This window comes from Mycobacterium sp. SM3041, assembly GCF_039668335.1.
In the GTDB taxonomy this organism is placed as follows: Bacteria; Actinomycetota; Actinomycetes; order Mycobacteriales; family Mycobacteriaceae; genus Mycobacterium.
Window position 1 is genome coordinate 75,537 of record NZ_JAYXBQ010000037.1, and the last position, 25,645, is coordinate 101,181.

General features: G+C 68.7%; 21 protein-coding genes. 6 read left to right on the plus strand and 15 right to left on the minus strand.

What is annotated here, in order from left to right; genetic code table 11:
* Window positions 1-90 precede the first annotated feature (90 nt).
* The 7 genes from VXD91_RS09555 to glf all read right to left on the minus strand — a co-directional run bounded on the left by VXD91_RS09555 (window position 91) and on the right by glf (window position 9,022).
* Window positions 91-987: an alpha/beta hydrolase family protein gene (locus tag VXD91_RS09555; protein WP_212807534.1), complete on the minus strand. Its 897-nt coding sequence runs from the start codon at window positions 985-987 to the stop codon at window positions 91-93.
* 216 nt (window positions 988-1,203) lie between these two features.
* Entirely contained in the window at window positions 1,204-2,205 is a 1,002-nt protein-coding gene (locus VXD91_RS09560) for an alpha/beta hydrolase family protein (RefSeq protein WP_133426184.1), read from the minus strand.
* A 163-nt stretch (window positions 2,206-2,368) separates the two neighbouring features.
* The gene (zomB, locus tag VXD91_RS09565; protein WP_346415339.1) at window positions 2,369-4,360 is read right to left on the minus strand and encodes a flagellar motor control protein ZomB; all 1,992 of its coding nucleotides are present in this window, start codon (window positions 4,358-4,360) and stop codon (window positions 2,369-2,371) included.
* A complete protein-coding gene (locus tag VXD91_RS09570; protein WP_212807536.1) occupies window positions 4,360-5,274 on the minus strand; it encodes a decaprenyl-phosphate phosphoribosyltransferase in 915 nt (304 codons plus the stop codon). Before VXD91_RS09570 ends, zomB begins: the two co-directional genes overlap by 1 nt.
* Window positions 5,271-5,810, minus strand: a complete 540-nt coding sequence (locus VXD91_RS09575) for a phosphatase PAP2 family protein (protein ID WP_346415340.1) — start codon at window positions 5,808-5,810, stop codon at window positions 5,271-5,273. The genes VXD91_RS09570 and VXD91_RS09575 overlap by 4 nt, the downstream gene beginning before the upstream one ends.
* 26 nt (window positions 5,811-5,836) lie before the next feature.
* On the minus strand, window positions 5,837-7,786 hold the full coding sequence (locus tag VXD91_RS09580) for a glycosyltransferase (protein ID WP_346415260.1): 1,950 nt from the start codon (window positions 7,784-7,786) through the stop codon (window positions 5,837-5,839).
* Between the two features lie 6 nt (window positions 7,787-7,792).
* Complete coding sequence (gene glf, locus VXD91_RS09585; protein WP_318983988.1) at window positions 7,793-9,022, minus strand: UDP-galactopyranose mutase; 1,230 nt, start codon at window positions 9,020-9,022, stop codon at window positions 7,793-7,795.
* A gap of 201 nt (window positions 9,023-9,223) precedes the next feature.
* Here glf and VXD91_RS09590 point away from each other — a divergent pair, with 201 nt between their 5' ends.
* Both VXD91_RS09590 and VXD91_RS09595 read left to right on the plus strand, forming a co-directional pair.
* Window positions 9,224-10,216 carry a hypothetical protein gene (locus VXD91_RS09590; protein WP_318983989.1) on the plus strand — a complete coding sequence of 331 codons (993 nt, stop codon included), beginning with the start codon at window positions 9,224-9,226 and terminating at the stop codon, window positions 10,214-10,216.
* Window positions 10,217-10,371: 155 nt separating this feature from the next.
* A complete protein-coding gene (locus tag VXD91_RS09595; RefSeq protein WP_318983990.1) occupies window positions 10,372-11,988 on the plus strand; it encodes an N-acetylmuramoyl-L-alanine amidase in 1,617 nt (538 codons plus the stop codon).
* 10 nt (window positions 11,989-11,998) lie between these two features.
* Here VXD91_RS09595 and VXD91_RS09600 read toward each other — a convergent pair whose 3' ends face one another.
* Genes VXD91_RS09600 through VXD91_RS09610 form a run of 3 tightly spaced genes read right to left on the minus strand, consistent with a single transcriptional unit; the run spans window position 11,999 to window position 14,326 of the window.
* Window positions 11,999-12,811 carry an HAD family hydrolase gene (locus tag VXD91_RS09600; RefSeq protein ID WP_346415341.1) on the minus strand — a complete coding sequence of 271 codons (813 nt, stop codon included), beginning with the start codon at window positions 12,809-12,811 and terminating at the stop codon, window positions 11,999-12,001.
* The gene (locus VXD91_RS09605; RefSeq protein ID WP_346415261.1) at window positions 12,811-13,548 is read right to left on the minus strand and encodes a 1-acyl-sn-glycerol-3-phosphate acyltransferase; all 738 of its coding nucleotides are present in this window, start codon (window positions 13,546-13,548) and stop codon (window positions 12,811-12,813) included. Before VXD91_RS09605 ends, VXD91_RS09600 begins: the two co-directional genes overlap by 1 nt.
* Window positions 13,549-13,552: 4 nt before the next feature.
* Window positions 13,553-14,326, minus strand: a complete 774-nt coding sequence (locus VXD91_RS09610; RefSeq protein WP_061002440.1) for a lysophospholipid acyltransferase family protein — start codon at window positions 14,324-14,326, stop codon at window positions 13,553-13,555.
* Window positions 14,327-14,378: 52 nt separating this feature from the next.
* Between VXD91_RS09610 and VXD91_RS09615 the strand changes: the two genes are divergently transcribed.
* Genes VXD91_RS09615 through VXD91_RS09625 form a run of 3 tightly spaced genes read left to right on the plus strand, consistent with a single transcriptional unit; the run spans window position 14,379 to window position 16,998 of the window.
* A complete protein-coding gene (locus VXD91_RS09615) occupies window positions 14,379-15,056 on the plus strand; it encodes an aminoglycoside 3'-phosphotransferase (RefSeq protein WP_346415262.1) in 678 nt (225 codons plus the stop codon).
* 38 nt (window positions 15,057-15,094) lie between these two features.
* Entirely contained in the window at window positions 15,095-16,645 is a 1,551-nt protein-coding gene (locus tag VXD91_RS09620) for a Rieske 2Fe-2S domain-containing protein (protein ID WP_346415263.1), read from the plus strand.
* Window positions 16,642-16,998 carry a hypothetical protein gene (locus VXD91_RS09625; RefSeq protein WP_135356683.1) on the plus strand — a complete coding sequence of 119 codons (357 nt, stop codon included), beginning with the start codon at window positions 16,642-16,644 and terminating at the stop codon, window positions 16,996-16,998. Before VXD91_RS09620 ends, VXD91_RS09625 begins: the two co-directional genes overlap by 4 nt.
* Before the next feature lie 1,209 nt (window positions 16,999-18,207).
* Here the strand turns inward: VXD91_RS09625 and VXD91_RS09630 are convergent.
* The 3 genes from VXD91_RS09630 to VXD91_RS09640 form a co-directional block, all read right to left on the minus strand.
* Window positions 18,208-18,957 carry an NYN domain-containing protein gene (locus VXD91_RS09630; protein WP_135356682.1) on the minus strand — a complete coding sequence of 250 codons (750 nt, stop codon included), beginning with the start codon at window positions 18,955-18,957 and terminating at the stop codon, window positions 18,208-18,210.
* Window positions 18,958-19,094: 137 nt separating this feature from the next.
* Entirely contained in the window at window positions 19,095-19,343 is a 249-nt protein-coding gene (locus tag VXD91_RS09635) for a hypothetical protein (protein ID WP_346415264.1), read from the minus strand.
* A 69-nt stretch (window positions 19,344-19,412) separates the two neighbouring features.
* Complete coding sequence (locus tag VXD91_RS09640) at window positions 19,413-20,222, minus strand: DUF5718 family protein (protein WP_135356680.1); 810 nt, start codon at window positions 20,220-20,222, stop codon at window positions 19,413-19,415.
* 105 nt (window positions 20,223-20,327) lie between these two features.
* Here VXD91_RS09640 and VXD91_RS09645 point away from each other — a divergent pair, with 105 nt between their 5' ends.
* Window positions 20,328-21,053: a hemerythrin domain-containing protein gene (locus VXD91_RS09645; protein WP_064861173.1), complete on the plus strand. Its 726-nt coding sequence runs from the start codon at window positions 20,328-20,330 to the stop codon at window positions 21,051-21,053.
* On the opposite strand, the gene VXD91_RS09650 is transcribed toward VXD91_RS09645, so the two are convergent.
* Both VXD91_RS09650 and serS read right to left on the minus strand, forming a co-directional pair.
* The gene (locus VXD91_RS09650; RefSeq protein ID WP_346415265.1) at window positions 21,050-24,364 is read right to left on the minus strand and encodes a BTAD domain-containing putative transcriptional regulator; all 3,315 of its coding nucleotides are present in this window, start codon (window positions 24,362-24,364) and stop codon (window positions 21,050-21,052) included. The two genes, VXD91_RS09645 and VXD91_RS09650, sit on opposite strands and share 4 nt — an antisense overlap.
* Window positions 24,365-24,383: 19 nt before the next feature.
* On the minus strand, window positions 24,384-25,640 hold the full coding sequence (gene serS, locus VXD91_RS09655) for a serine--tRNA ligase (RefSeq protein ID WP_138251119.1): 1,257 nt from the start codon (window positions 25,638-25,640) through the stop codon (window positions 24,384-24,386).
* Between the last annotated feature and the right edge of the window lie 5 nt (window positions 25,641-25,645).

Sequence of the window (25,645 nt, forward strand, 5' to 3'; positions counted from 1 at the left end):
GAATCAAGCGGTTGCCATCCGAATCTAGTCAGCAGGCATCACGGACTGGTCACGCCGACGCCTTCCGTCGGCAAGATCACTCCGGTTGGGCTAGCGGATGACGCTCACCAGTTCGCCCGACATGGCACCGAGCTGACCGCTCCAGCTGCCCCAGTCGTGCTGCGGGCCGTCGGGGAAGTCGAAGTGCCCGTTGTGGCCGCCCACGCTGCGGTAATGCGCGTAGAAGGCGCGGTTGCTGCCCTGCGCCTGGTCGCAGTAGCCGATCATCGCGGCCGGGTCACTGCAGGTGACCGTCGACGGGCTGAACACCCAGATCCGGGTGTTGTTCTGGTTCAGCAGGCTCACGTGCACATCCGGGTCGTGCCACTTCCAGCGGCCCAGCTGCGGGGCGCCCCACATGCCGTAGGTGTCCACGCCGCCGAACTCGCGCATGCCGGCGGTGATGGCGCCGTTGAACGTCGTCGCCGACGGGGTCAGGAAGCCCGACAGCGAGCCCGCGAAGCGGAACCGGTCCGGGTGGAACTCGGCCAGCGTCAGGGCCGCGGTGCCGCCCTGGGCCGCGCCGACGACGCCGTGGCCGTTGGGGGCCAGGCCCTTGGTGGCGGCCAGATAGTCCGGCAGCTCCTGGCTCAGGAACGTCTCCCACTGCTTGCTGCCGTCCTGCTCCCAGTTGGTGTAGAAGCTGAACGCGCCGCCGGCCGGGGCGACCACCGAGATGCCCTTACCGGCGAGGGTGCCCATGGCGTTGCCCGCGGTGACCCAGTTGCTCACATCCGGGCCGGCGTTGAAGGCATCGAGCAGATAGACCGCGTGCGGGCCACCGGCCTGGAACGTCACCGGGATGTCCCGGCCCATCGCGGCCGAGGGCACCATCAACGTCTCGACGCCCGCTGCGCGGGCCGTTCCGGTGCCCGTCAGGAGGCCGCCGGCGAGCACTACCGCCGCCGCCGTCGCGGCCATCGTCCGGAACATTGCCTGCAGCCCCATAACCAACCTCACCTGTCGCGATCGTCGAGCGTCCTGAACCCGCGTTGTAGTGAACCACATCACCTCGACAGCTGTCCCGGACAAAGGGAGGGAACGTTGCCAGCGGATGGGGTGATGTTCGGCTACGCCGCCGTAAACGACTGGCGGCGACGACCCGTGAAGGTCGCCGCCGCCAGTGCGAGTTGTTGCCAGAGGATTTACCTCAGGATGAGCTTGTTACGCCTGTCCCGAAGCACCCAGCACACGCTGCAGGTCAGGCTTCATGGCCTGCAGCTGCTGGCCCCAGTAGCCCCAGTCGTGGGTACCGCTGTTGGGGAAGTTGAACACACCGTTGGTGCCACCGGCAGCCAGGTAGGTCTGCTGGAAGGTGCGGTTGGTGCGGATGGTCAGGCCCTCCAGGAACTTGGCCGGCACGTTGTCGCCGCCCAGGTCGCTCGGGTTGCCGTCGCCGCAGTAGACCCACAGACGGGTGTTGTTCGCCACCAGGGTGCCGATGTTCACGAACGGGTCGTTGCGCTTCCAGGCGTTGTTCGGGTCGCCAGTGGAGCCCCACATGTCGTCGGCCTTGTAGCCGCCGGCGTCACCCATCGAGATGTTGACCAGGAACGGCCACCAGCCCTCGGACAGGTTCAGGAAGCCCGACATCGAGCCCGCGTAGATGAACTGCTGCGGGTGGTAGATGGCGAGGGTCATCGCGGCCGAGCCGGCCATCGACAGACCGACAGCAGCGCCACCGGTCGGCTTGACCGACTTGTTGGCCTGCAGGTAAGCGGGCAGCTCCTGGGTCAGGAAGGTCTCCCACTTGTAGGTCTGGCAGCCCGACTTGCCGCACGCCGGCTTGTACCAGTCGCTGTAGAAGCTGGACTGGCCACCGACGGGCATGACCATCGAGATGCCCGAGCCGTTGTACCACTCGAAGGCGGCGGTGTTGATGTCCCAGCCGTTGTAGTCGTCCTGCGCACGCAGACCGTCCAGCATGTAGACGGCCGGCGAGCCCGCGCCACCACTCTGGAACTGGATCTTGATGTCGCGACCCATGGCCGCGGACGGAACCTGCAGGTACTCAACCGGCAGACCGGGACGCGAGAAAGCCCCTGCAGTCGCCGTTTCACCGACGACCCCGACAAGACCGGGCAGCGCTGCCGCGGCAACGGCCGCAACCGCCATCCGGCGCGGCATGGCCTTGGCCATCGACCGCATCTTCCCAACGAAACTCATACCGCTCCCTAATCTTTCCTATGACGGCGTACGGACAACCCTCATCACCGCCTCTGCCGTTGAGGTGACGATCAGGCCGGGCGCACACGCCCGAGTGGTTATCGCCGCATGGTTCCCCGGCGTTACCTACGCTTCAGACCGTGCCAGCGCTCATGCGCTGAAACTACGGACCGGTAGCCGGTAAGCCAGTGTAAGGGGTCGACAGCCTCGGAGGCACATCGAGCTTGCACCTGTACAACTCGTATAACGGCACGCGATCGATCCGGTAACGCGTAAATGTGAACGCGTGTACCAGATTTGACATGAAGCGGTGAACGCCCATCGGGGCGCGCACCGAGCTCAGCATCGTCTCGGTCTCCGGGCATGTCAGCGCGACCGCTGCTTGGGCCACCCAGTCCTCGTCCAGATACGTCGGAATCCACGGGCGCTTGCGCAGGAACGGCCCCTCGGCCACCGCCCAGTCCGGGAACAGATCCTTGTCGTGACCGATGCGCGCGTCGTCCAGCCGTGCCGTGTGCGCGGCCAGCGGGTTGGCCAGCCCGATCTGGTCGATCACCCGGACCTCGAGCGGCAGGTTCATGCCCATCATGCCCAGGTTGGTGAAAAAGACTGTGTGTGGACCTTTTTCGAACCAGTTCGGTGGTGGCGGCGACTTCGGGTCCGGAACCGGCGGCGGCATGGCCGGAACCACGTCCCACTGGTCGTAGTTGCCCGACGGCAGCAGCAGCGCACCGACCGGGGTGTTGTCGATGGCCGCCAGCACCGCTCGCATGCGCGGGTAGTCCAGGTAGTCCGCGGCCGTCAGCGGATGCGCATGCCCGGTGGCCTGCGAATAGAAGCGCCGTTCGTCGACGATTCCCGAGTAGGTCACGCGGGTGGCGTCGTATCCGAGGCCCGGCGAGTTGGCCGCCCACAGCGACCACCCGACCACCGCCAGCCACAGGGCCGCCGTCGTGCCGGCCAGCGCGTAGCCGACCTCGCGGGCGATGTTCTTGCCGTCGGGAAGCACGATCGGAATCACTGCAACCGGGATGACCAGGCAGAACAGCGGAACCAGCAACACCCGGCCGTGCATGAAGTCGCCGCCCTGACGCAGCCAGTACAGCCCCTGCACCAGGCCGCTGCCGGCCATGAAAATCACTACGGCAGTGGGACTTTGAATCCGGCGGGCCAGCGAGCTGTAGCCGCGCGGGGCCGTCTGGCCCCACCAGGGCCGGCTGTGAGTGACGAACAACACAATCGCCAGCGCCACGGTCAGCACCGCGGGGATCCACAACAGGTAGGGCCGGTTGAAGTTGCCGAGGTAGACGAACCCCTGCTGCCACTTGGAGCCGGTGGCGTCCTTGGCCAGCGCGGTGATGGGCACCAGCAGGCCGTAGTAGCCCATCCGGAAGATCTCGTAGGCGATCGGGAGCAGGCCGCCGGCCACCACGATGACGAGGCGGCGGCGCCGGCCCCGGGCCGCGACCAGCTGCATGACGAGGGCCACCCCGCCGATCAGGGCGAGTTCGGGCCGCACCAGGACCGACAGGCCGGCCAGACAGGCCAGGGCGCCGTCGAACCGGGCGCTGGTGGCGTTGGCATCGGCTTCACGGGCCTCGGGCGGGGCCACGGCCAAGGCCTGCGACCAGCACACCATCATCCACCAGAGCAGCCCCAGGTAGGCCATGATCAAGCCGTTCTCCAGGCCCGACGTCGCGAAGTCACGCGCCGGCGGCACGGCCATGTAGACGAGGGCGCCGGCCGGCACCAACAGCGCGCGACGCCCCCGCAGTCCGGGGGCGTACAGCCGGCCGGTGCCGAGCATCGCGAACACCAGGCCCGCCACGCTCAGCGTCAGCGCCAATGCCAGGACCACGTATTCGAGCTGCACCGACCCGCCGATCCACGCCCCGAGGGTGACCAGATAGGTCCACAGCGTCGAGGTGTTGGACTCGACGCGCTCACCGACGTTGAAGACGGGGCCGTTGCCGGCCAACAGGTTTCGCACCGTACGCAGCACGATGAGGCCGTCGTCCGCGATCCACCGGCGCTGCCAGGCGCCCCAGCCGAACAACGCGGCAGACACCGCGACGCTCAACCACAGGCTGATCCGCGCGGCCCGGCCATACGGGAAGACCGGCCCGCGCAGCAATTGCCGAGCGGGCGAGTCGATCACCGGACCAGTCCGGGCAGAATCGCGGCGACCAGTGTTGCGACCAGGGCGACGCCCAGCAGCTGCAACACGCGGTCGTTCAGCACGATCTCCTCGGGTTCACCCGCCGCCCCGCTGTCGACATCGACGGCGTAGCGCAGGATCGCGACGGTGAACGGCACCATCGACACGGCGAACCACGGGCCCTTGTTGCCCTCGAAGGCCCACAGGCCGTAGCAGAGCACCACGGCGGTCGCCGACAGCGTCCAGACGAACCGCAGGTAGCTGCTGGTGTAGGACTCCAGCGCCTTGCGGATCTTGGCGCCGGTGCGTTCGGCGAGTTGCAGTTCGGCGTAACGCTTTCCGGCCGACATGAACAGCGAGCCGAACGCGAACACCAGCAGGAACCACTTCGACAGCGGGATGCCGGCAGCTGCGCCACCGGCGATGGCGCGGATCAGGAATCCCGACGAATTGATGCAGATGTCCAGCACCGCTTGATGTTTCAGACCGAAGCAGTAAGCCAGCTGCGTCGCGAGGTACACCGCCATGACGATGGCCAGGCTGGGCGTGAGCCACCACGAGATGGCCAGCGACCCGACACCGAGCACGACGGCCAGCGAGTAGGCCAGCTGTACCGAGACGACACCGGCGGCAATGGGCCGGTACTGCTTGGTCGGGTGGACCCGGTCGGCCTCGACGTCACGGGCATCGTTGATGAGGTAGATACACGACGCGGCCATACAGAACACCACGAACGCGACACCGACGGCCTTGAAAACCTCGCTGTAACTGTAGTGGGCCCCGACGCCGAGCGACGCCAGCGGTGCGGCCAGGACCAGGACGTTCTTCACCCATTGCCGCGGCCGCAGCGCCTTGACGATGCCGGCGGCCAGATTCTTCGGCGGCCCCAGCTCCTGCGTCTGTTCGGTCATACCCCAGCCTTCGGTTCGCGCTTGGCAGTTCGCTCCGAAACCGCCCCGACTGATTCGGCGACCACGGTTCCCACCACGACACCGGTGAGCACATCACTGGGGTAGTGCACGCCGAGAACCAAGCGGGACAACGCCATCGGCGGTACCAGGAACCACGGCAGCGACAGGCCCGTGGCCCGGCCGATGAGGATCGCGGCGGCGGTCGTCGACGTCGCGTGCGCCGACGGGAAGCTCAGCCGGCTCGGGGTGCCGACGTTGACGGCGATGGCCGGGTGCTGCGGGCGTTCGCGCTTCACCACCCGCTTGATCAGGACGGCGGCCGCATGGGCGAAGAACGTGCCGACACCGGCCGTCACCCAGGCCCGGCGGCGCTGCGGCTGCAGCAGCGCGCCCAGACCGCACACGGCGAACCAGCCCAGGCTGTGTTCACCGAAGTACGACAGCGCCCGGGCACCGGCAAGGACGCCGGGACGACCGGTCAGCGCGGACTGGACACCGACCAGGATGGCGTCCTCGCCGCGCGGCGCACTGGCGATGGCATCACCCTCGATACCTTCGAGGCTCACCGGGCACCAGCCGACTCGGGCTGGGAGGCCAGCAGCACGGTCTCCCACTTCTCCTTGCTCGTCAGCTCCGGCAGGGCGTTGCGGTACACCTTCCGCATGCGGTTGAACTTGCGGACCAGCAGCGCCTGACGCTTGAGCGACTCACGCAGCAACTCGAACATCTTCTCGCGGTCGCGCTGGCGGTAGACGACACCGCGGCCGTCGGCGGTGGTGACGGTGACACCGTCGACCATGCACAGCGAGAACCAGCGGGCATCCTGCGTCGCGACGTTGATCTGCGGCCGCACATGGTGTTCCGGGTCGTGCGGCTTGAGCTGGTTCACGACGCCGCGGGTGAGCCGGACCGCGATGGCGGGCAAGCTGGTGGGAATCTTGACCTTGCGGCGCCACTTCTTGTCCGACGGCGCGGGCAACGAGGTCGCGCTCTCCAGCACCACCGCGTCCGGGTACTCGGCACGCATGGCGCGCACCTCGGGCAGCGCGGACTCGAGGATGGTGAACAGGTTGTCCGGCCCGGCGAGGAAGTCGTCCATCGCCCGGTTCTGGATGGCCACCGTCGAATACTCAAGGCACAGAAGGTGTTTCATGGTCGCCTTGAAGTGGCTCGCAACCAGGCCACGGATGTTGCCGTCCCAGTGCAGCGCCGCCACGACGAGGCGGTTGCGCAGGTGGAAGTACGCCTGCCAGTCGATGGCGTCGTCCTTGTCGCTCCACGCCATGTGCCAGATCGCCGCACCCGGCAGGGTCACCGTCGGGTAGCCGTGCTCGCCGGCGCGCAGGCCGTAGTCCGCGTCGTCCCACTTGATGAAGAGCGGCAGCGGCTGACCGAGTTCCTCGGCCACCGCGCGCGGGATCATGCACATCCACCAGCCGTTGTAGTCGACGTCGATGCGGCGGTGCAGGATCTTGCTGCGGTACTCCTCCTCGTCGGCGAGGGGGTACTTCGCGAAGTTGTGGTCGTACTCGGCGTTGATGGCGTGCGTCCACATGAAGTTCGCCGAATCGACCATCTCGCCCATGACGTGCAGGTGCGAGGGCTCCTGCAGATTGAGCATCTGGCCGCCGACCAGGGTCGGCGTCTTGGCGAACCGGTTGAACGCCAGCGCCCGCAGGATCGAGTCGGGCTCGACGCGGATGTCGTCGTCCATGAACAGAATCTGTTCGCAGTCAGTGTGTTTCAGCGCTTCGTACATGACGCGGCTGTAGCCGCCGGAGCCACCGAGGTTCGGCTGGTTGTGGATGGCCAGCCGGTCGGCCAGCGGCGCCGCGGCCGCCGCGAAGTCGGGGTGGTCCTTGACCTTGTTGGCACCCTGGTCGGACACGATGACCGCACCGATCACCTTGTCCACCAACGGATCCGACGTCAGCGCCGCGAGGGCGTTGACGGCGTCCGCCGGGCGGTTGAAGGTCGGGATACCGACGGTGATGTTCGCGCGGCCCGGCGCTTCCACGGGGGCGTACCACCCGGCGTTGTGCACCGTCACCGCGCTGTCGGTGGTGATGTCGAACCAGATCCAGCCGCCGTCCTCGAACGGCTCCAGGCCGATCTCGAACTCGACCACCGCCGGGAGGCCGTCCTCGCCACTGGCGATCTCGCTGCCGCCCACGGTGATTCGCGCGCCGGTCGCCTTCGAGCGGTAGACGTCGACACGGGCGCTGCCGGTCAGCTCGACGCGGAGCACCACCGACGTCAGGATCGTCCAGCGCCGCCAGTAGCTGGCCGGGAACGCATTGAAGTAGGTGGCGAACGAAACCTCGGACTCCCCACCGATTTCCAGCGTGGTACGGGTCGGGGCGTGCGCGCGCCGGGCGTTGGTGGACGACTCCTCGATGTACAGCTTGCGGACGTCGAGGGGCTCACCCGGACGGGGCAGGATGACCCGCGACAGCAGGCTCACCGCACGGGACTCTCCCGACGCCAGTGCGCCGGATGGGATGTCGCTCATGGTCTTTCAGCTACTTTCTGCACCGGCGAGTGCCACACCGTCACGAAGATGCGGCATCAGCACGTTGTCGTACATGTTCAGCGCACTGGCGATGGCCATGTGCATGTCGAGGTACTGATAGGTGCCCAGCCGGCCCCCGAACAGCACCCGGTTCTCCTCGGTTTCGGCCTTGGCCCTGGCGCGGTAGGCCGCCAGGATCGCGCGATCCGAATCGGTGTTGATCGGGTAGTACGGCTCATCGTCGTCGTTGGCGAAGCGCGAGTACTCCCGCATGATGACGGTCTTGTCGGTCGGGTAATCCCGCTCGGGGTGGAAGTGCCGGAACTCGTGGATGCGGGTGAAGGGCACGTCGGGATCGTTGTAGTTCATGACGGGCGTGCCCTGGAAGTCCCCGATGGGCAGCACTTCCATCTCGAAGTCCAGGGTGCGCCAGCCGAGTCGCCCCTCGGAGTAGTCGAAGTAGCGGTCGAGCGGGCCGGTGTACAACACCGGCGCGTCGGGGCTCTCGGCCCGCAGCCGGTCGCGCACGTCGAACCAGTCGGTGTTCAGCACCACGTCGATGCGCTCGTCGGCGGCCATGTTCTCCAGCCAGGCGGTGTACCCGTCGACCGGCAGACCCTCGTAGGTGTCGTTGAAGTAGCGGTTGTCGAAGTTGTAGCGCACCGGCAGGCGGCTGATGATCGACGCGGGCAGGTCCTTGGGATCGGTCTGCCACTGCTTGGCGGTGTAGCCCTTGACGAAGGCCTCGTAGAGCGGCCGGCCGATCAGCGAGATGGCCTTCTCTTCGAGGTTCTGCGCGTCGTCGGTGTTGATCTCGGCGGACTGCTCGGCGATCAGGGCGCGGGCCTCGTCCGGGCTGAAGTAGCGCCCGAAGAACTGCGACACCAGACCCAGTCCCATCGGGAACTGGTAGGCCTGGCCGTCGTACATGGCAAAGACGCGGTGCTGGTAGCCGGTGAAGTCGGTGAACTGCCGCACGTAGTCCCACACCCGCTGATTGGAGTTGTGGAACAGGTGCGCGCCGTACTTGTGCACCTCGATGCCGGTTTCGGGCTCGGCTTCGGAATAGGCGTTGCCGCCCAGATGGTGACGGCGCTCGACGACCAGCACCCGCTTGTCGAGTTGGGTTGCCGCGCGCTCGGCAATCGTCAGTCCGAAGAATCCGGAGCCGACGACGATGAGGTCATAAGGGCCGGAGGACTGGGTCGCAGCGCCCCGGGAATCAGCGGAGGTCATCGGCGTTCAGGGTATCCGACAGAGGCCGTTCGGCCCGAAAACACCCGGTCGGGTCGGGCAGTGCGCGGGCCGGTCGCAATTCGCTCACGATTCCGCATCGTCACTCTAATCCCACTAATCACAGCTTTAACATCGATTGCGTCAGTACCGACGACTCAGCAAGCCAGCTCGAGCCGTACCCCACAGATTGAGGAGACTTCCGTGCCTAACCGACGTCGACGCAAGCTCTCGACAGCCATGAGCGCAGTCGCCGCCGTGGCCGTCGCAAGTCCGATCGCACTCGTGGCGGTCGCCGAGATGACCCCGGCAAACCCGACACCGCAGCACCGGGAATTCGTCCAGGCCGCGCTCGTGACCGACCTGCCCAACGAGGTCATGTCCGCGCTGTCGCAGGGCCTGTCCCAGTTCGGCGTCAACCTGCCGAACCTCATGGGCGGAGCCGCGAGCTCCCCCAGCCCGCTGACCGGTGGCCTCACCCCGCAGACCGGCCTGACCCCCGGCCTCGGTACCAGCCCCAGCCTGGGCACCACCCCCGGCCTGACCCCGCCGGCCGGCCTCACCCCGGCGGGTGGGCTCACTCCGCCGGCCGGCCTGACCCCGGGCCTGGGCACCACCCCGTCGACCGGGCTGACCGCGCCTGGCCTGACCCCGCCGACCGGGGCGACCGCACCCGGCCTGACCCCGCCGGCCGGCCTGGGCGCCACCAGCCCGTCATCGCTGACCCCGGGCCTGGGCGGGCTGCCCAGCGCAGGTCTGACGACCCAGGGCGCGACCCTCCCGAGCGTGAGCACGCCCGGGTTGACCGCTCCCGGCCTGAACGCCACGGGTCTGACGACGCCGTCGATCAGCGCGAGCCCGGCGGGCCTCGGCACCGCAGGCATGCCGATGACCGATCCCAACGCGAGCCTGGGCCTCGGCCCGGGCCAGGGCCTCGGTGGCAGCTACCCCATCCTCGGCGACCCGTCGGTCGGTCTGGGTGGCGGTGACGGCCTCGGCCTCGGCGCGGCGCCGAGCAGCGGTGGCGGCGGGCTGATCAGCGACCTGACCAGTGCGGCCAACCAGCTGGGCGCGACGCAGGCGATCGACCTGCTGAAGGGCATGGTCGTGCCGGCCATCACGTCAGCGGTGAAGTCCGCCCAGGCCGCCCCCGCGGCAGCCGCTGCGGCCGCACCGGCACTGCCGGCCCCCGCGTGACATCTGCCATACACAACTGAAGACCTGTAACCGAGACGGCACCGCAGAAGCCACAAGGCTCTGCGGTGCCGTTGCGGCGTCTTGCAGAGAATTGACAGCCCAGTAATCCGTGTCGAAACACGGGTAACACCTGACACATACGTAACATTCGCGCTGTGCCGCGCCGTCGTCCCGCACCGTCAATACTGTTGTCCGCCCTGGCGGCGACCGTCGTGATGGTGCCGCTGGCCGTCAGCGGCATCCCCGGCATCCCCGGTCTGACGGACGACAAACCGTCCGCGCCCGAACTCCACACGCAGCCGCTGGCCGGCGTCGGCGGCGGACAGACCGTCCGGGAAATCCACCAGGACACCCCCTTCTCCCTGGTCGCCCTCACGGCGTCGGACTTCACCGGGACCTCGGCCCGCGTGCGCGCCCAGAAGGCCGACGGATCCTGGGGCCCCTGGTACGAGGTCGAGGCGCCCGACGGTGTCGGCGAAGCGCGCGCCACCACGCGCGGCACCGAACCCGTGTTCGTCGGCCGCACCAACACCGTCCAGATCGCGGTGACCCGGCCCGCCGAAGCCGCCGCCACGCCGCCGGCCGGCGACCGGCCGCAGGGCCCCGGCCTGGGCTACCGCCCCGTCGACGTCGAAAAGCCCTTGGGCCCCAGCATGAAAGCGGTGCTCATCAGCCCGCCGGAGGCACCCGCGGACGTGCAGTTCCAGCCGACCGCGGTGTCGGCGCCCAACCAGCCGCCCAACATCATCAGCCGCGCCCAGTGGGGCGCCAACGAGAGCGTCCGCTGCGGACAACCGGTCTACGACCCGGGTGTGCGCGCGGCCATCGTGCACCACACCGCAGGCAGCAACGACTACGCGCCCGAGGATTCCGCGGGCATCGTCCGGTCGATCTACGAGTACCACACCCGCGAATTGGGTTGGTGCGACATCGCTTACAACGCCCTGGTCGACAAGTACGGACAGGTCTTCGAGGGCCGGTTCGGCGGCATGACGCGACCCGTGGAGGGCTCGCACACCGGTGGCTTCAACGTCGACACCTGGGGCGTGGCCATGCTCGGTGACTTCGACGCCGTGCCCCCGACGCCGCTGCAGCTCAAGATGACCGGCCGGCTCATCGGCTGGCGGCTGAGCCTGGACCACGTCAACCCCCTCGGCAGCGTGGTGCTGACGTCGGGTGGCGGCTCGTTCACCCACTTCCCCGCCGGCGCGACGCCGACGCTGCCGACGATCTTCACCCACCGCGACGTCGGCAACACCGACTGCCCGGGCAACGCCGCCTACGCCGCCATGGGCGAATTGCGGGACATCGCAGCCTCTTTCACCGCGCCGCCCGGCGCCCTGAGCGCGATGGACATGCTGCGCGGCGGCGCCATCTTCGACAAGTGGCAGGCGATGGGCGGGGCGTCCGGCCCGCTCGGTGTCGCCACCTCACCGGAAGCCGCGGCCGACGGTCACACCCGCTACGCGACCTTCGACCACGGCGCCATGTACTGGTCGCCGAACACCGGGGCCCAGCCGCTCACCGGAGCGCTGTACGACGCCTGGGGCGCACTGGGTTTCGAGCGCGGCGCCCTCGGACTGCCCACCAGCGGCGAGATCGCCGAACCGCAGTGGATCGTGCAGAACTTCCAGCACGGCACCCTCAACTTCGACCGCGAGAACGGGACCGTGACGCGCGTCATCGACGGTGTGCCGCAAGAACTTCCGCCGCCGCCGAAGCAGGAGCCGGTGCAGCTCGAGCGGTTCAGCCGGATCGAGATGCAGAGCTAGCGGACTCGGACTAGAGCCACCAGCGTTCGAGGACCCGGGCCACCCCGTCGTCACTATTGGTCGTGGTGACCTCGTCGGCGGCCGCCAGGGCCCCCGGATGCGCATTGCCCATCGCCACGCCCAGCCCGGCCCAGGTCAGCATCGGGATGTCGTTGGGCATGTCGCCGAACGTCACGACGTCCTCGGCGGTGAGGCCCAACGGCCGGATGATCTCGGCGACGCCCGTCGCCTTGCTGATGCCCAGCGGCACCACCTCGATCAGCCCGTTGTTGGTCGAATAGGTCAGGTCGCCCGTGACGCCGACATGCGGGGCCAGCGCCGCGGCCAGATCGGCGCTGTGCGCGCCCGCCTTGCGGATCAACAGCTTCACCGCCGGCACGCTGAGCATGTCCTCGACCGACACCTCGGTGTTGTCAGGGTTGTGCCAGGCATGCTCGTAGCCGGGTGAGCTCGCGAACTGCGGCATCGACTCGTCGAATGCGGTACGGCCCACGCGTTCGACCGCCAGCCCGACGCCCGGGATAACCCGGGTGGCGATCTCGGCCAACTCGCCCAACGCATCCGGGCTCAAGGTGTGGGCCGAGACGATGCGGTCCGTCGCGGAGTCATAGAGCACCGCACCGTTGGCGCACACCGCGAGCGGCGACAGCCCCAGGGCGTCCACCACCGGCGGTATCCAGCGCGGTGGCCGGCCGGTGGCGAGCACGAACTTCGCGCCGTTCGCGACGGCGGCCTGCACGGCGGCGCGGGTCCGCGGCGTCACGCGCTCATGGGTGTCGAGCAGCGTGCCGTCGACGTCGGTGGCGATCAGCGCGGGCAGCATCACCGGCCCCCGGCTTCCCGACGGGCCCGCTCGGCCTTCTCCAGCACTTCGGCCTCCTCAGGCGTCGGAGCGCCGCCGCCCAGCCGGCGCGGCACCCAGTACTCACCCGCCGGGTGCGGGTATTCCTCCTGCACCGCATGGAGCTGATCGGTCATGGTCTGCTGCAGCATCGCCATCACCTGGGCCACCGGACCGTTCGCCGCGATCGGCGCACCGACCCGGACGATGACCGGAATCTTCTTGCGCCCCAACCGCTTCGGGTGGTCCTTGGTCCACATCCGGTGCACACCCCAGACGATCACCGGGATGATCGGCACCTGCGCGTCGAGTGCCATCCGCGCCACGCCGGTCTTGAACTCCTTGAGCTCGAAACTGCGGCTGATCGTGGCCTCCGGGTACACCCCGACCAGTTCCCCGGCGCGCAGCCGCTCGACGGCGACGGGATACGCGTCGCCACCGGAACTGCGGTCGACGGGGATGAGCCCGGCCCGCTTGACCAGGAAGTTGCCCATCGGCACCTGCTGCACCTCGGCCTTGAGCATGAAGCGGACCCGGCGGCGGCGATGGGTGGCGGCCAGACCGGCCGGCAGGAAGTCGACGTAAGCGGTGTGGTTGATCGCGATCACCGCACCGCCGATATCCGGAATATGTTCCAGCCCTTGGTAAGTGATGCGGGTTCCCGTGGCGGCGACCGCCGCCTTTGCGGCAATCTCGATGCCGCGGAAAACTGGCTCCATGGCGCTACTCCGGCGCACCTTCCGCCTGCCGCGCCGCGCGGCGTGCCGCCTTCTCGCGCGCTTCGTCGAGGTCCATCTGGTCGGCCTCGGCCAGCGTCGGCGCCCCGCCGCCCAACCGATGCGGCACCCAGAACTCGCCGGCGGGATGTTCGGGATAGCGGTCCTGGACCTCCGACAGCAGGTGCTGCATCCGGGCGTGCAACAGCGCCGTCAGCTCGGCGGCGGGCAGCGTCGGGTAGATGGGCTCACCGACGTGGATGAAGATCGGCACCTTGGGGCGGCGCATGTTGCGCGGATGGCCCTTGGTCCAGATCCGCTGGGCGCCCCAGATGATGTGCGGGACGATCGGCACGTCGGCCTCGATGGCCATGCGGGCCGCGCCCGACTTGAACGCCTTGATCTCGAAACTACGGCTGATGGTGGCCTCGGGGTAGACGCCGACGAGCTCGCCCGCCTTGAGTTGCTTGACCGCCTCGGCGTACGAGTCCGCGCCGCTGCCACGGTCGACGGCGATGTGGCGCATCTTGCGCATCAGCCAGCCGCCGTACTTGTTGTCGAAGACTTCCTTCTTCGCCATGAACCGCACCTTGCGGCCCCGCTTCTGCATGACGGCGGGCAACCCGGCGAACGTGAAGTCGAAGTAGCTGGTGTGGTTGATCGCGACCACCGCGCCGCCGCTGACAGGCAGGTTCTCCGCGCCTGTCACGGTGAATTTCAGGCCCTGAGCCCGCCACACCGTGCGCGCCAGCTTGATCACGGTGCCATATACCGGTTCCACGGGGATCAGCCTAGTGCGGACCGCCGGTACTGAGCATGGAAAGGTCGGTCAGGTGACCTTCCCCAGCGGGCCCGTCCCCGTTCCCGACGTCGTCCACGCGCTGGCGGACGGCCGTCCCGTGACCGCGGTCTGGGAGAACGAACTCGGCGGCGTGACGTTCGCCATCGGCGCCGGCGCCGAGTACGTCAAGACCTATCCCGCCGAGCACGCGCCGTTGCTGACCGACGAGGCCGTCCGGCTGCGCTGGGCCGGCCGGTACATCGCCGTCCCGCCCGTCCTCGGCGAGGGCGCGGGCTGGCTGCACACCGTCGGCCTGCCCGGCCGCTCCGCCGTCGACCCGCTCTGGGCCGACGATCCCGAGACCGCGGCCCGCGCGATCGGGGCCGGGCTGCGGGCCATGCACGACGCACTGCCCGTCGCGGACTGCCCGTTCGGGCGGCCCTCCTGGGTCGGGGCGGTCCCCGATCCGGACCGGCTCGTGGTCTGTCACGGTGACGCGTGCTCGCCGAACACCCTGATGAGCGACGACGGCGCGTTCGTCGGGCACGTCGACATCGGGGACCTCGGGGTGGCCGACCGGTGGGCCGACCTGGCGATCGCCACCATGTCCCTGGACTGGAACCACCCCGGCGGCTACGAGGCCGTATTGCTGGACGCCTATGGGGTGGCGCGCGACGACGAGCGCATCGCCTACTACCGCGCGCTCTGGGACGCTCCGGAATCCGGCTAGACTCGCTGGCGAACTCTCCACCGCCAAAAGGGGCATTTGTGCAGGTCACAAGCGTTGGGCACGCCGGATTTCGGATCGATACCGCCGCGGGCAGCATTCTGTGCGACCCGTGGGTGAACCCTGCCTACTTCGCGTCGTGGTTCCCGTTCCCGGACAACAGCCAGCTCGACTGGGACGCGCTCGGCGACTGCGACTACCTATACGTCAGTCACCTGCACAAGGATCACTTCGACCCGGAGCACCTGCGCGCCCACGTCAACAAGGACGCGACGGTGCTGCTGCCCGACTACCCGGTGCCCGACCTGCGTCGTGAACTCGAGGCCCTCGGCTTCCACACGTTCTTCGAGACCACCGATTCGGTGAAGCACCGCGTCAGCGGGCCCAAGGGCGACCTCGACATCATGATCATCGCCCTGCGCGCCCCGGCCGACGGTCCGATCGGCGACTCGGGCCTCGTGGTGTCCGACGGCGAGACCGTCGCGTTCAACATGAACGACGCCCGCCCGATCGACCTGGACATGGTGGCCACCGAGTTCGGCGACGTCGACGTGCACATGCTGCAGTACTCGGGCGCCATCTGGTACCCCATGGTCTACGACATGCCGGCCCGGGCCAAGGAGGCCTTCGGCACCCAGAAGCGGCAGCGGCAGATGGACCGCTGTCGCCAGTACATCGCGCAGGTCGGCGCCACCTGGGTGGTGCCGTCGGCCGGCCCGCCATGCTTCCTGGATCCCGAATTGCGTTGGCTCAACGACGATCATGACGATCCGGCCAACATCTTCCCCGACCAGGCGGTGTTCCTGGACCAGCTGCGCAGCCACGGCCACGACGGCGGACTGCTGATGATCCCCGGCACGGTCGCCACGTTCACCGGGCCGGCGCTGGACTCGCTGGTGCACCCGATTCCCGACGCCGAGGCCGAGGCGATCTTCACGACCGGCAAGGCCGCCTACATCGAGGCCTACGCGCAGCGCATGGCACCGGTGCTGGCCGCGGAAAAGGCGTCGTGGGCAACGGCTTCCGGCGATTCGCTGCTCGAGCCGCTGCGCGCCAAGTTCGAGCCGATCATGGCGGCGAGCGACCAGATCTGCGACGGCATCGGTTATCCCGTGGAGCTCCGCATCGGCACCGAGACCGTGGTGCTGGACTTCCCGAAACGGGCTGTACGGGAAGCGATTCCGGACGAGAAGTTCCGCTATGGCTTCGGGATAGCACCCGAACTGGTGCGCACCGTGCTGCGCGACGACGAGCCGGACTGGGTCAACACCATCTTCCTGTCCACCCGTTTCGAGGCGTGGCGCGTCGGTGGCTACAACGAGTACCTGTACACGTTCTTCAAGTGCCTCACCGACGAGCGCATCGCCTACGCCGACGGCTGGTTCGCCGAGGCGCACGACACCTCGGCGTCAATCGACATGGGTGGCTACGAGATTCAGCGCCGGTGTCCGCACCTGAAGGCCGATCTGTCGAAGTTCGGGATCGTCGAGGGCAACACCCTGACCTGCAACCTGCACGGGTGGCAGTGGAACCTGGACAACGGCCGCTGCCTGACCTCCAAGGGCCACGAGTTGCGGAGCGCCAAGCGGTGAGCGAGACCCGCTCGGACGCGCACTACGACGACGGTCAGATCTTCCTCGACCGGCAGGCGATCACGTTGCGCCGGTACCACTTTCCGTCGGGCACCTCGAAGATCATCCCGCTGAGCGCGGTCCGTGGCTACAAGTCCGAGTCGCTCGGCTTCATCATGGACCGGTTCCTGATCTGGGGCGGCACCGACCCACGCCGCTGGCTGCCGCTGGACATCTGGCGGCCCATCAAGTCGACGCTGGTGACGCTCGACGTCGTCGGCACCACTCCCGCGCCGGCCTGTACCCCGTTGCGGCCCAAGGAGTTTCTGGCGACGTTGGACCAGTTGTTGGCCGGGCGGGCCGGCTGCGAATGACGAGGGCGCAATCGAATACGTAATGCTGTCGGCGTGGGCTTCGCGGCCCCGATATCCCATGCCCGTGTTGTGCCGCCACGAGGGCGTTGGTGTACTTCACCTCCGCGTCCGCGTGGTGGTACGACGTATGCGGGGTTGCACGCTCGTAGCTGATGTCCGGCAGTCGCCCTCCGAACGCCCTCGTTTCCGACCCACGCCGACGCCTGCGCTCAGTTGTATCTTCACCGTGACGCCAACTGTCGTGGCATTCATCTTGTTGCTGGCTCATCACTGATCTGACTGGCAGACGACGGCAACGACCACCCCGCCGAGAACAAGTCGGCGATGACGAAACTAAGAAATCTCTGAGCAACCCGCTGTTCCACATATCTCGTGCTACAACTTGTATAGAGGGTCCTCGCCGGGGGCTCTCTTTTCGTTTCTGTCCCTCGAAGGATTGGAGCAGGCCAGCTACACCACTTACCGAGCGGCCGTCATGCCGATGCCGCCACCGTTGTGCTCGTCCCGGATCACCGATTGGTGACCGGGACCTTTTGTTTCGTCCACCAGCGAAGGAGATGGCTAAACATGCGCAGTTCCTCAGAAGGCACTTTGGCGAATATCGGCCAGGTAGTGCACCGGTCAGACCATCGTGCTGCTGTCGCGTGCGCGAGCCGCGGAGCTACCGGGCGAATCCCTGCCCGGTCGGCAACCTCGACCCGCGCGAAATCGTGTGGTCGGTATCGACCGTGCGCGCCGAGGTACTGCGGCCCCTACGTGCTACCAAGCTGCGAAGGCGCACCGCCGCCAGTGTGTGTCCATTGCTGCGGCAAGTGTGAGTGTGTCCAGACATTCAGATCCAGCGACAACATCGAACGGGCCGAGGAGCACTGGGTGTGCACCCGATCTTCGTCATGCGTCAGCCGCGGCCGGGTCGTGGTGATCCGCAAGTACGCGCTCGCGGCGTACGCCCGCCGGGCGTAGTGGAAATATGCCGGTTGGTGTGACTAAGCCGATTGGATTGGTTCTGCTGGGCAGGTGCACCGCGCACCTGCCCAGCAGTAATCGCGGCCCGCAGCCACTCACTCGGTCGGTCACCGTGTTCCACCCTCCGGAACTAACACCTACGAGATTTGAATTGCGCCACCGCAACTTCCGTTGCATACTGGGTGCATACCACCCGTCCCCGGCAGGGGCGGGTTTTTCTTTTCCGGGCGATAGTCCAGCTAGTCACCAAGGTGCAGGTTTGGGGACGCCGCCCGCCGGGTCGGGGAGTTGGCACGCCCTGAAGTCTCCGTCGTTCATTTGGTACCACCAGTGGTTGCCTGCGCCGCTGGTCGGCGATGCACTCAGCGCACCGGCTGTGTAGCTGCGGGTGGGGTTGACCAATCCGACGGGGACTAACTCGCGAGCCTGCCTGAGCGGCAACTTCAAATCCGAGTCGTTGCTGATGACGACCGCGGCGTCAATCGGTTGCTGGCCAGCTTGACCGCGGAGGACATCCCAAAGCAGGTGAGCGGCAACATTGACATCGCTGCCCTTTTCCTCGCGTCGGGCGACCGAGACCATGAAGGTGGCTTGCGGCTCATCTTGGCCGGCTGCGTTCTTGACCATGACTGGCCCGCCAGGGTTGGTGAGCAGCGGTCGATTGCGGCGTCCGGGCGTTGCGAGGGGACCACGGCTCAGCCGGTTGACATACGTGCCGTACTCGATATGGTCAACCACTTTGGCTCGGTCGAGAGCTCGCAGGTAGGCATCTTGCTCGCCGGCGCCAATCTGGTTGTCGGCGGTAGAGATTCGCGCTGTGCAGTAGACGATCCGGTCCACGGCGGCAGTTGTCCACGGCGACCGCTGGGCGATCAGGCGCGCGGAGAGGGCTCGGAGGTCCAGCCACCGCCATCCGGATACACCCTGGTCACGACAAAGGAACTTACCGCCGTAGTACAGATTGAATCCGTCGATGTATACGCCGACTCGCATGGCCGACAGGTTATGTCTCTGCTACGACATCCAACGGGCGAAGCTGCGCGCGATCCGCGGTTGCAAGTCCGAGTTACTCGACTCCTTCATGGACCGCTCCACCCTCATTGCCCCAGAAATTTGTCGCGATCTGCCCCCTACCAGCTGGTGCCGCTGAGCCCGGGGATCACGCACCGTCCGTCGGCGGCGACGCGGCCGATCAGCATGCCGTCGTAGCCGGTGCACGACGCGTTGAGCGGCTCGCAGGTGTTGATGGACGTGATCACCTTGTCCTGGCCGCACGGGGTTCCCGGAGCGGGAGGATCGGCTGCGGCCACCGCACTGCTGCAGCTCAGCACCAGAATGGCGGCGGACGTCAGGACGAGCGAGCGGGTCGAGTCGAACATCATGGATACCTCCGGCCGGTGCCCCCGACGTGCCCCAATGGTACGCCTCGATCGGGGCGGTGAGCCGGGCTAATCCGCGGCCCGCACCGTCTGCCGGAGTTCCGAGACGTCGTCGGACGCGGTGTCGTACACGCGCACGATGGCCCGGTCGCCCGGCTTGAGGTAGGTGGACTCCCCCAGCTCGGTGTAGCGCGTCGCGCCGATGCCGACGAGCAGGTGCGCCGGGTGCCCCGCGGCCACCATCAGGGCGCCGACATCCTCCAAAGGTGTGTCGTCCGAACCCTTCTGGTTCGCCAGCCGGTCGACGATCCAGTCCAGCAGCTGCGTCCCGTAGTACGAGTAGCCCAGCAGCGGGCTGTCCTGGCCGTACGCCTGCTCGACACCGCTGCCATCGTCGAGGAAGCTCGCCAGCCGCAGCGACGACGTCGGTCCGTCGGGGCTCAGGTCGTCGATCGCGAAGAACCGCGGGGCCACCCCCTTGGAGGCCGGACCCCAGTTCTTCTTGTGGCTGATCTTCGGTGCGTTCGGCCGGCGGATCGAGCAGTCGTTGAACGCGCCCAGCGCGAACGGCCGCAGCCCGACAACCCGGTCGCCCGACCACGACACCTCGCACGCCAGCCCGACCTCGGGCTCGATCTGCAGGTTCAGCGGGGTGTCACTCACCGGCAGGATCACCGCGTCGGTCGACAGCGGGAACTCGCCGAGGAACGTGTCGCTGCCCGGCGCGTACCAGGGGAAGATGCCCTTCGGCGCCCCGCCCTCGGACCGGACGTTGACGAAATCGACTGCCTCCCCGGCCTGTTCGAGGTGTCCGGCGAAGTTGCCCGCCACCCCGAAGCCGAACCAGCCACGCATGTCGTCGAGGTCGAGATCGATCATGGCTGCCACCCTACTGCGGTCGTGACCAGCACCGACAAGCCACAACCAAGTCGCGCTTAAGTCACGGGCACCAGGCTGTGCACAACCGATCACGAGGAGTCTGCCGTGCCCACCTCCGTCCACCCCGTCACCGTCGCACCCCGCCGGCCTGGCGAACCCGAGCCCGACCTCCTGGGCATCACGCTGGCGCACCGCGCCATGCTCGTCGACCTGGTCCGGCTCACCGAGCTCGCCAAGGCCGTGCGCGACCGCGACGTCATCTGCACGCCCGCCCGGGCGCGCGCCATCTCTCAGTACATCGAGCTGCTGTGCGACTCGATCCATCACCACCACAGCACCGAGGACACCGTGCTGTGGCCGGTCATCCAGGCCAGCGTCGGCGCTCACCTCGATCTGAGCGAACTCACCGACGACCACGCGGCGCTCGACCCGCGCCTGGATCAGCTGCGGGCCCGCGCCGCGGCGTTCCGGCTGTCCAACGGCGACCGCAAGGTCGCGTTCCTGATGGCGTTCGAACTGGCCGAACTCACCGCGCTGCTGACCGAGCACATCAACGACGAGGAACTCGATCTGTTCCCCCTGATCACCGAGCACGTGTCGGTGGACGACTGGGAGGACGTGGAGGCGGCCGCCCGCGCCGGCAGCCGGATGTCGTTCGACGGCCCGCGCTCGCTCGCGGTGATGACGGACGACGAGCGCGCCTCGATGGCGGGCAAGTTGAGCCTCGGGCTGCGCGCGTTCCTCGCGGTGCTGATGTTCCGGCATCGGCGCGTGATGCGCACCGTCTTCGGCGACCTCGCGGAGAGCCGGCTCGAGGCCCTGGCCGGCTAATCGATGAAGCTGCGGGCCTCGGCCGCGAGCCGCGCCCGCAGCGTCTCGGCGGCCTTGCGGTACCGGCGGGCGTCGTCAGGACGGTCCAGCGCCTCGGCGGCCGCGGCCAGCGCGTCGTCGACGGGGCCGACCATCAGCCCGTCGACCCCGAGCCCGGCGATGCTGCCGGAGTAGCGCTCGAGTTCGGCAGCGCGGGCCCGCACCTCGTCGAGGTCACCCATCGCCACGGCGGCATTGACCCGCAACACCGTGAACGGCACCCAGAAATAGGCCCGCTCGATCGGTTTGCGGTCCGGCCACAGCGCCCGGGCCTCGGCCTCGCGGCCCCGGGCGAACAGAGCCAGCACCGCCGCGTCCAACGCGGCGACCGAAATCTCGCGGTAGAAGAACACCAGCTCGTCGGCCAGCGTGCCCAGGTCGCCGAGGCAGAACTCACCCGTCACCCGGCCGACCATCGCCAGCTTCGCGCCATTGGCGGCGCCGTTCTCGGCCATCCGCGCGGCCAGGTCGGTGTATGCGCTCACCGCCTCGTCGAGCCGGCCGGCGAGCAGGTACATCCGGGCCTGGAACAGGCCGAGCACGCCGAGCAGGTGGACCAGCTGGCCCGTGCTCGCGCGCGCCACCGCGAGATCGACGTGGCGCTTCGCCGTCGCCAGGTCGGAGCGGTTGCCGGCGGCCAGCGACAGCAGCCAGTGCGCCACCGCCTGATAGTCGGCCTGTTCGGCGGCTTCGGCGGCCTGCAGCAGTTCGGCGGCGAGCGCGTCGCGCTCGGCGTCGAGGTCCGGTCCGAGGGCGCAGAACGCGTGGACGTTGAGCGCGGTGCACAACAGGCGGCCGGCCCCGGGATCGTCGGCGTACACCTGACGCGCCAGCGCGAGCATCTCGGTGCTGGCAGCCAGCGCGCCGTCCGGGTCGTTGCCCTCGAGTTCCACGTAGAGCGCCTTGAGCAGCCGGATCCGGTCCGCCGCGGAAACGTCGCCGGCCAGCACGTGCCGCAGCAGCCCGATCATCTGGCCGTCGGATTCGTCGTACTCGCGGTCACGCCACACCAGCGGGGTGTCCCACGCGGTGAGGATGCGCACCACCAGGTCATCGCGCGACCGGCCCGACACCAGCTGCAGCGCGCATTTCATCTCACTGCGCGCGGTGACGGCGTCGCCGGACTGCGCGAGCGCGGCGATCAGGCCGCAGCGAACCTCGATGTCCTGATCCAGCATCGCCACGCTCGGCGCCAGCTGCCGGCTGGCGGCGAGTTCGAGCATCTGGACCGCGGCCCGCCACTGCCGGGCGGCTTCGGCATGGGCCCCGACCGAACTCGCGTCGCGAGCCGCGGTGGTGGCGAAATCGGCTGCCGCCGAAGCGGTTTCCGCGGTCGCGGAGGCGACGGCGTGGTGGGCCAGCGCAGCCGGGTCGACCGAGCGGCCCGGTGCGCGCAGCAGCTCCAGCGCCGCGGCATGCAACCGGGACCGGCGCAGTTTCGAGGTGTCCTCGTACAGGGTGTCGCGGACCAGACCGTGCGCGAACTGCAGCCGGCCGGGCGTCGGCTCGTCGAGCAGGCCCAGCAGCACGGCCGGTTCCAGGGCGTCGAGCAGATCGTCGGGGTCACTGCGGCCCAGCTCGGCCAGCAGGTCTACGTCGATGTCGCGGCCCAGCACCGCGGCCTGGCGTAGCGCGGTCACCGTGGGACCGGGCAACCGGGCCAGCCGGCGCCGCAGCACGTCACGCACGCCCACCGGCACCGATGCCCATACCGCGTCGGGCCCCTCGGCGGCCATCAGCCGGGCCAGTTCCCGCACGAACAGCGGGTTGCCGCCGGTCCGTTCGCGCAGCAGGCGCAGCGCCTCGCCGCTGGTCGTCAGGCCGCAGTCGGCGGCGACGGCGGCGGTGGCCGCCGCGTCCAGGCCGCCCAGGATCAGGTGCGCTGACGTGTGGACCGTCAGCGCGGCCCGCGCCACCTCGAGTTCGCCGCGATCCTCCGACGGGCGGTAAGTCGCGATGACCAGCACGCGACGGTCCTGAATCCGGTCGGCGACGAGGCGCAGCAGCTCCAGCGTGAGGCCGTCGGTACGGTGCAGGTCGTCGAGGATGACCGCAAGGGGCTGCCGGTCGGCGACGGCGTTCAACGCATCGGCGACCGCCTGCCCCAGCCAGAACGTGCCCTGGTCGGTGGCGGCGTCGTCGTGCAGCAGCGGGGCCAGCGCCTGCCGGTCCTGATCCGTCGCATCGACCAGCTCGCGGAGCACCTCGGTCCACGCCCACCCCGCCGGCGCGCCGTGGACTTCCTGACACCGGCCGTGCACGGTCCGCCAGCCGGCCGCGCGCAGCCGGGCCGCGGCGGTCGCCGCCAGTGTGGTCTTGCCGGAGCCCGCCTCACCGCCGACCCACAGCACCGCACTGGCGCCGGCGGCGACGCGGCGCGCCACGGCGTCGATGGTCGCGAGCTCCTCGGCGCGGCCGTATGCCGCCTGCCCGGTGCGCTCGCGCGGCGCGGCGTCCGGGACCGCGGTCGCGGTCGACGGGAGCGGCACGGGCCGTGACGGTTCCAGATGGTCGGCCTGACGCAGGATGTCGCGCTCGAGATCGCGCAGGGCGCGGCCCGGCTCCAGCCCCAACTCGTCGATCAGGTGCTCGCGAGTGCGGCGGAGCACCTCGAGCGCGTCGGCCTGCCGACCCGTGCGGTAGAGCGCGGTCGCCAGGACCGCGGCCGCGCCTTCCCGCCCCGGATGCGCGGCGACGTGTCCTTCCAGCGCCGCGACGGCGGTGCCGTAGCGCCCGAGCTCGACGTGCGCGGCGGCGTGACTTTCCACCGCGGCCAACCGGAGTTCGGTCAGCCGCGAGACCTCCGGCACCGCCCACAAGGCGTCACCGGCTCCCGCGAACGGCTCGCCGGCCCAGCCGGCGAGCGCGCCGTCGAGCAACTGCGCACGCCGCAACGGATCTGATTCATCCTGCGCCGCAGCCACTTTCGCTTCGAAGGACCAGGAGTCGACGGCGTCGTCCGGCAGCCGCAGGCAGTATCCGGGCGCGGCGCTGACCAGGATGCGGGCCGGCGCCCGGCGCTGCCGGCCGGGTTCGAGCACGCGGCGCAGATGCGAGACGTAGACCTGCAGCGCGGACAGCGCCTTGGGCGGCGGTTCGCCTTCCCACAGATCGTGGATGAGCCGGTCGACGGACACCGTGTGCCCGCGCGCGGCCACCAACCGGGCCAGCAGCGCCCGCTGCATGCGCGCGCCCAGGTCCACCGGATCGTCACCGACCCACGCGCGCACCGGACCGAGCACCGTCACCCGCACCGGTTGTGCCACCGTCATGCCCCCGCCGACGTGGTTCCTACTTGGGCTGTAACACCGAGGTGCCGACGTACGGCACGAGTGCGTCGGGTACCCGGACGCTGCCGTCGGGCTGCTGGTGGTTCTCCAGGATCGCGACCAGCCAGCGGGTCGTGGCGAGCGTGCCGTTGAGGGTCGCCGCCGTCTGCGGCTTGCCGTTCTCGTCGCGGTAGCGGGTCGAGAGGCGCCGGGCCTGGAACGTCGTGCAGTTGGAGGTCGACGTCAGCTCGCGGTACGCCTGCTGCGTCGGCACCCAGGCCTCGCAGTCGTACTTGCGGGCCGCCGACGAACCGAGATCGCCTGCGGCGACGTCGATCACGCGGTAGGGCACCTCGATCATGGCGAGCATCTGACGCTGCCAGGAGAGCAGCTTCTGGTGCTCGACCTCGGCGTCCTCGGGCTTGCAGTAGATGAAGGCCTCGACCTTGTCGAACTGGTGCACCCGGATGATGCCGCGGGTGTCCTTGCCGTAGCTGCCGGCTTCGCGGCGGAAGCACGACGACCAGCCGGCGTACCGCAGCGGGCCTTCGGACAGGTCCAGGATTTCGTCGGAGTGGTAGCCGGCCAGCGGCACCTCCGACGTTCCGACGAGGTACAGATCATCGGCTTCGAGGCGGTAGATCTCGTCGGCGTGCGCACCCAGGAATCCGGTGCCGCGCATGACTTCCGGGCGCACGAGCACCGGCGGGATCATCAGCGTGAACCCGTTCTCGGTGGCCAGCCGTACGGCCAGCTGGAGCAGGCCGAGCTGCAGCAGGGCGCCCTGGCCCGTCAGGAAGTAGAACCGCGAGCCCGACACCTTGGCGCCGCGCTCCATGTCGAGCAGGCCCAGCGCCTCGCCGAGTTCCAGGTGGTCCTTCGGAGCCTCGATGGTGGTCGGTGTGCCGATCACATCGAGCACCTCGAAATCACTCTCGCCACCGGCGGGCACGCCGTCGATGATGACGTTGCCGATCGCCATGTGCGCGGCGGTGAACCTCTCTTCGGCCGTGCCCGCACGAGCTTCGGCGGACTTGACCGCCTCGGACAGTTCCTTGGCCTTCTCCAGCAGTGCGGGCCGCTCCTCCGGCGAGGCCGCGCCGACGAGCTTGCTCGCCGCCTTCTGGTTGGCCCGGGCGGTGTCGGCCTCGGCGATGGCGGCCCGCCGGGCCGCGTCAGCGTCGAGCAACGCATCGACAAGGGCCGGGTCTTCGCCACGGGACCGTTGCGATGCCCGTACCCGGTCCGGATCTTCGCGGAGCAACTTGAGGTCGATCACGGGCG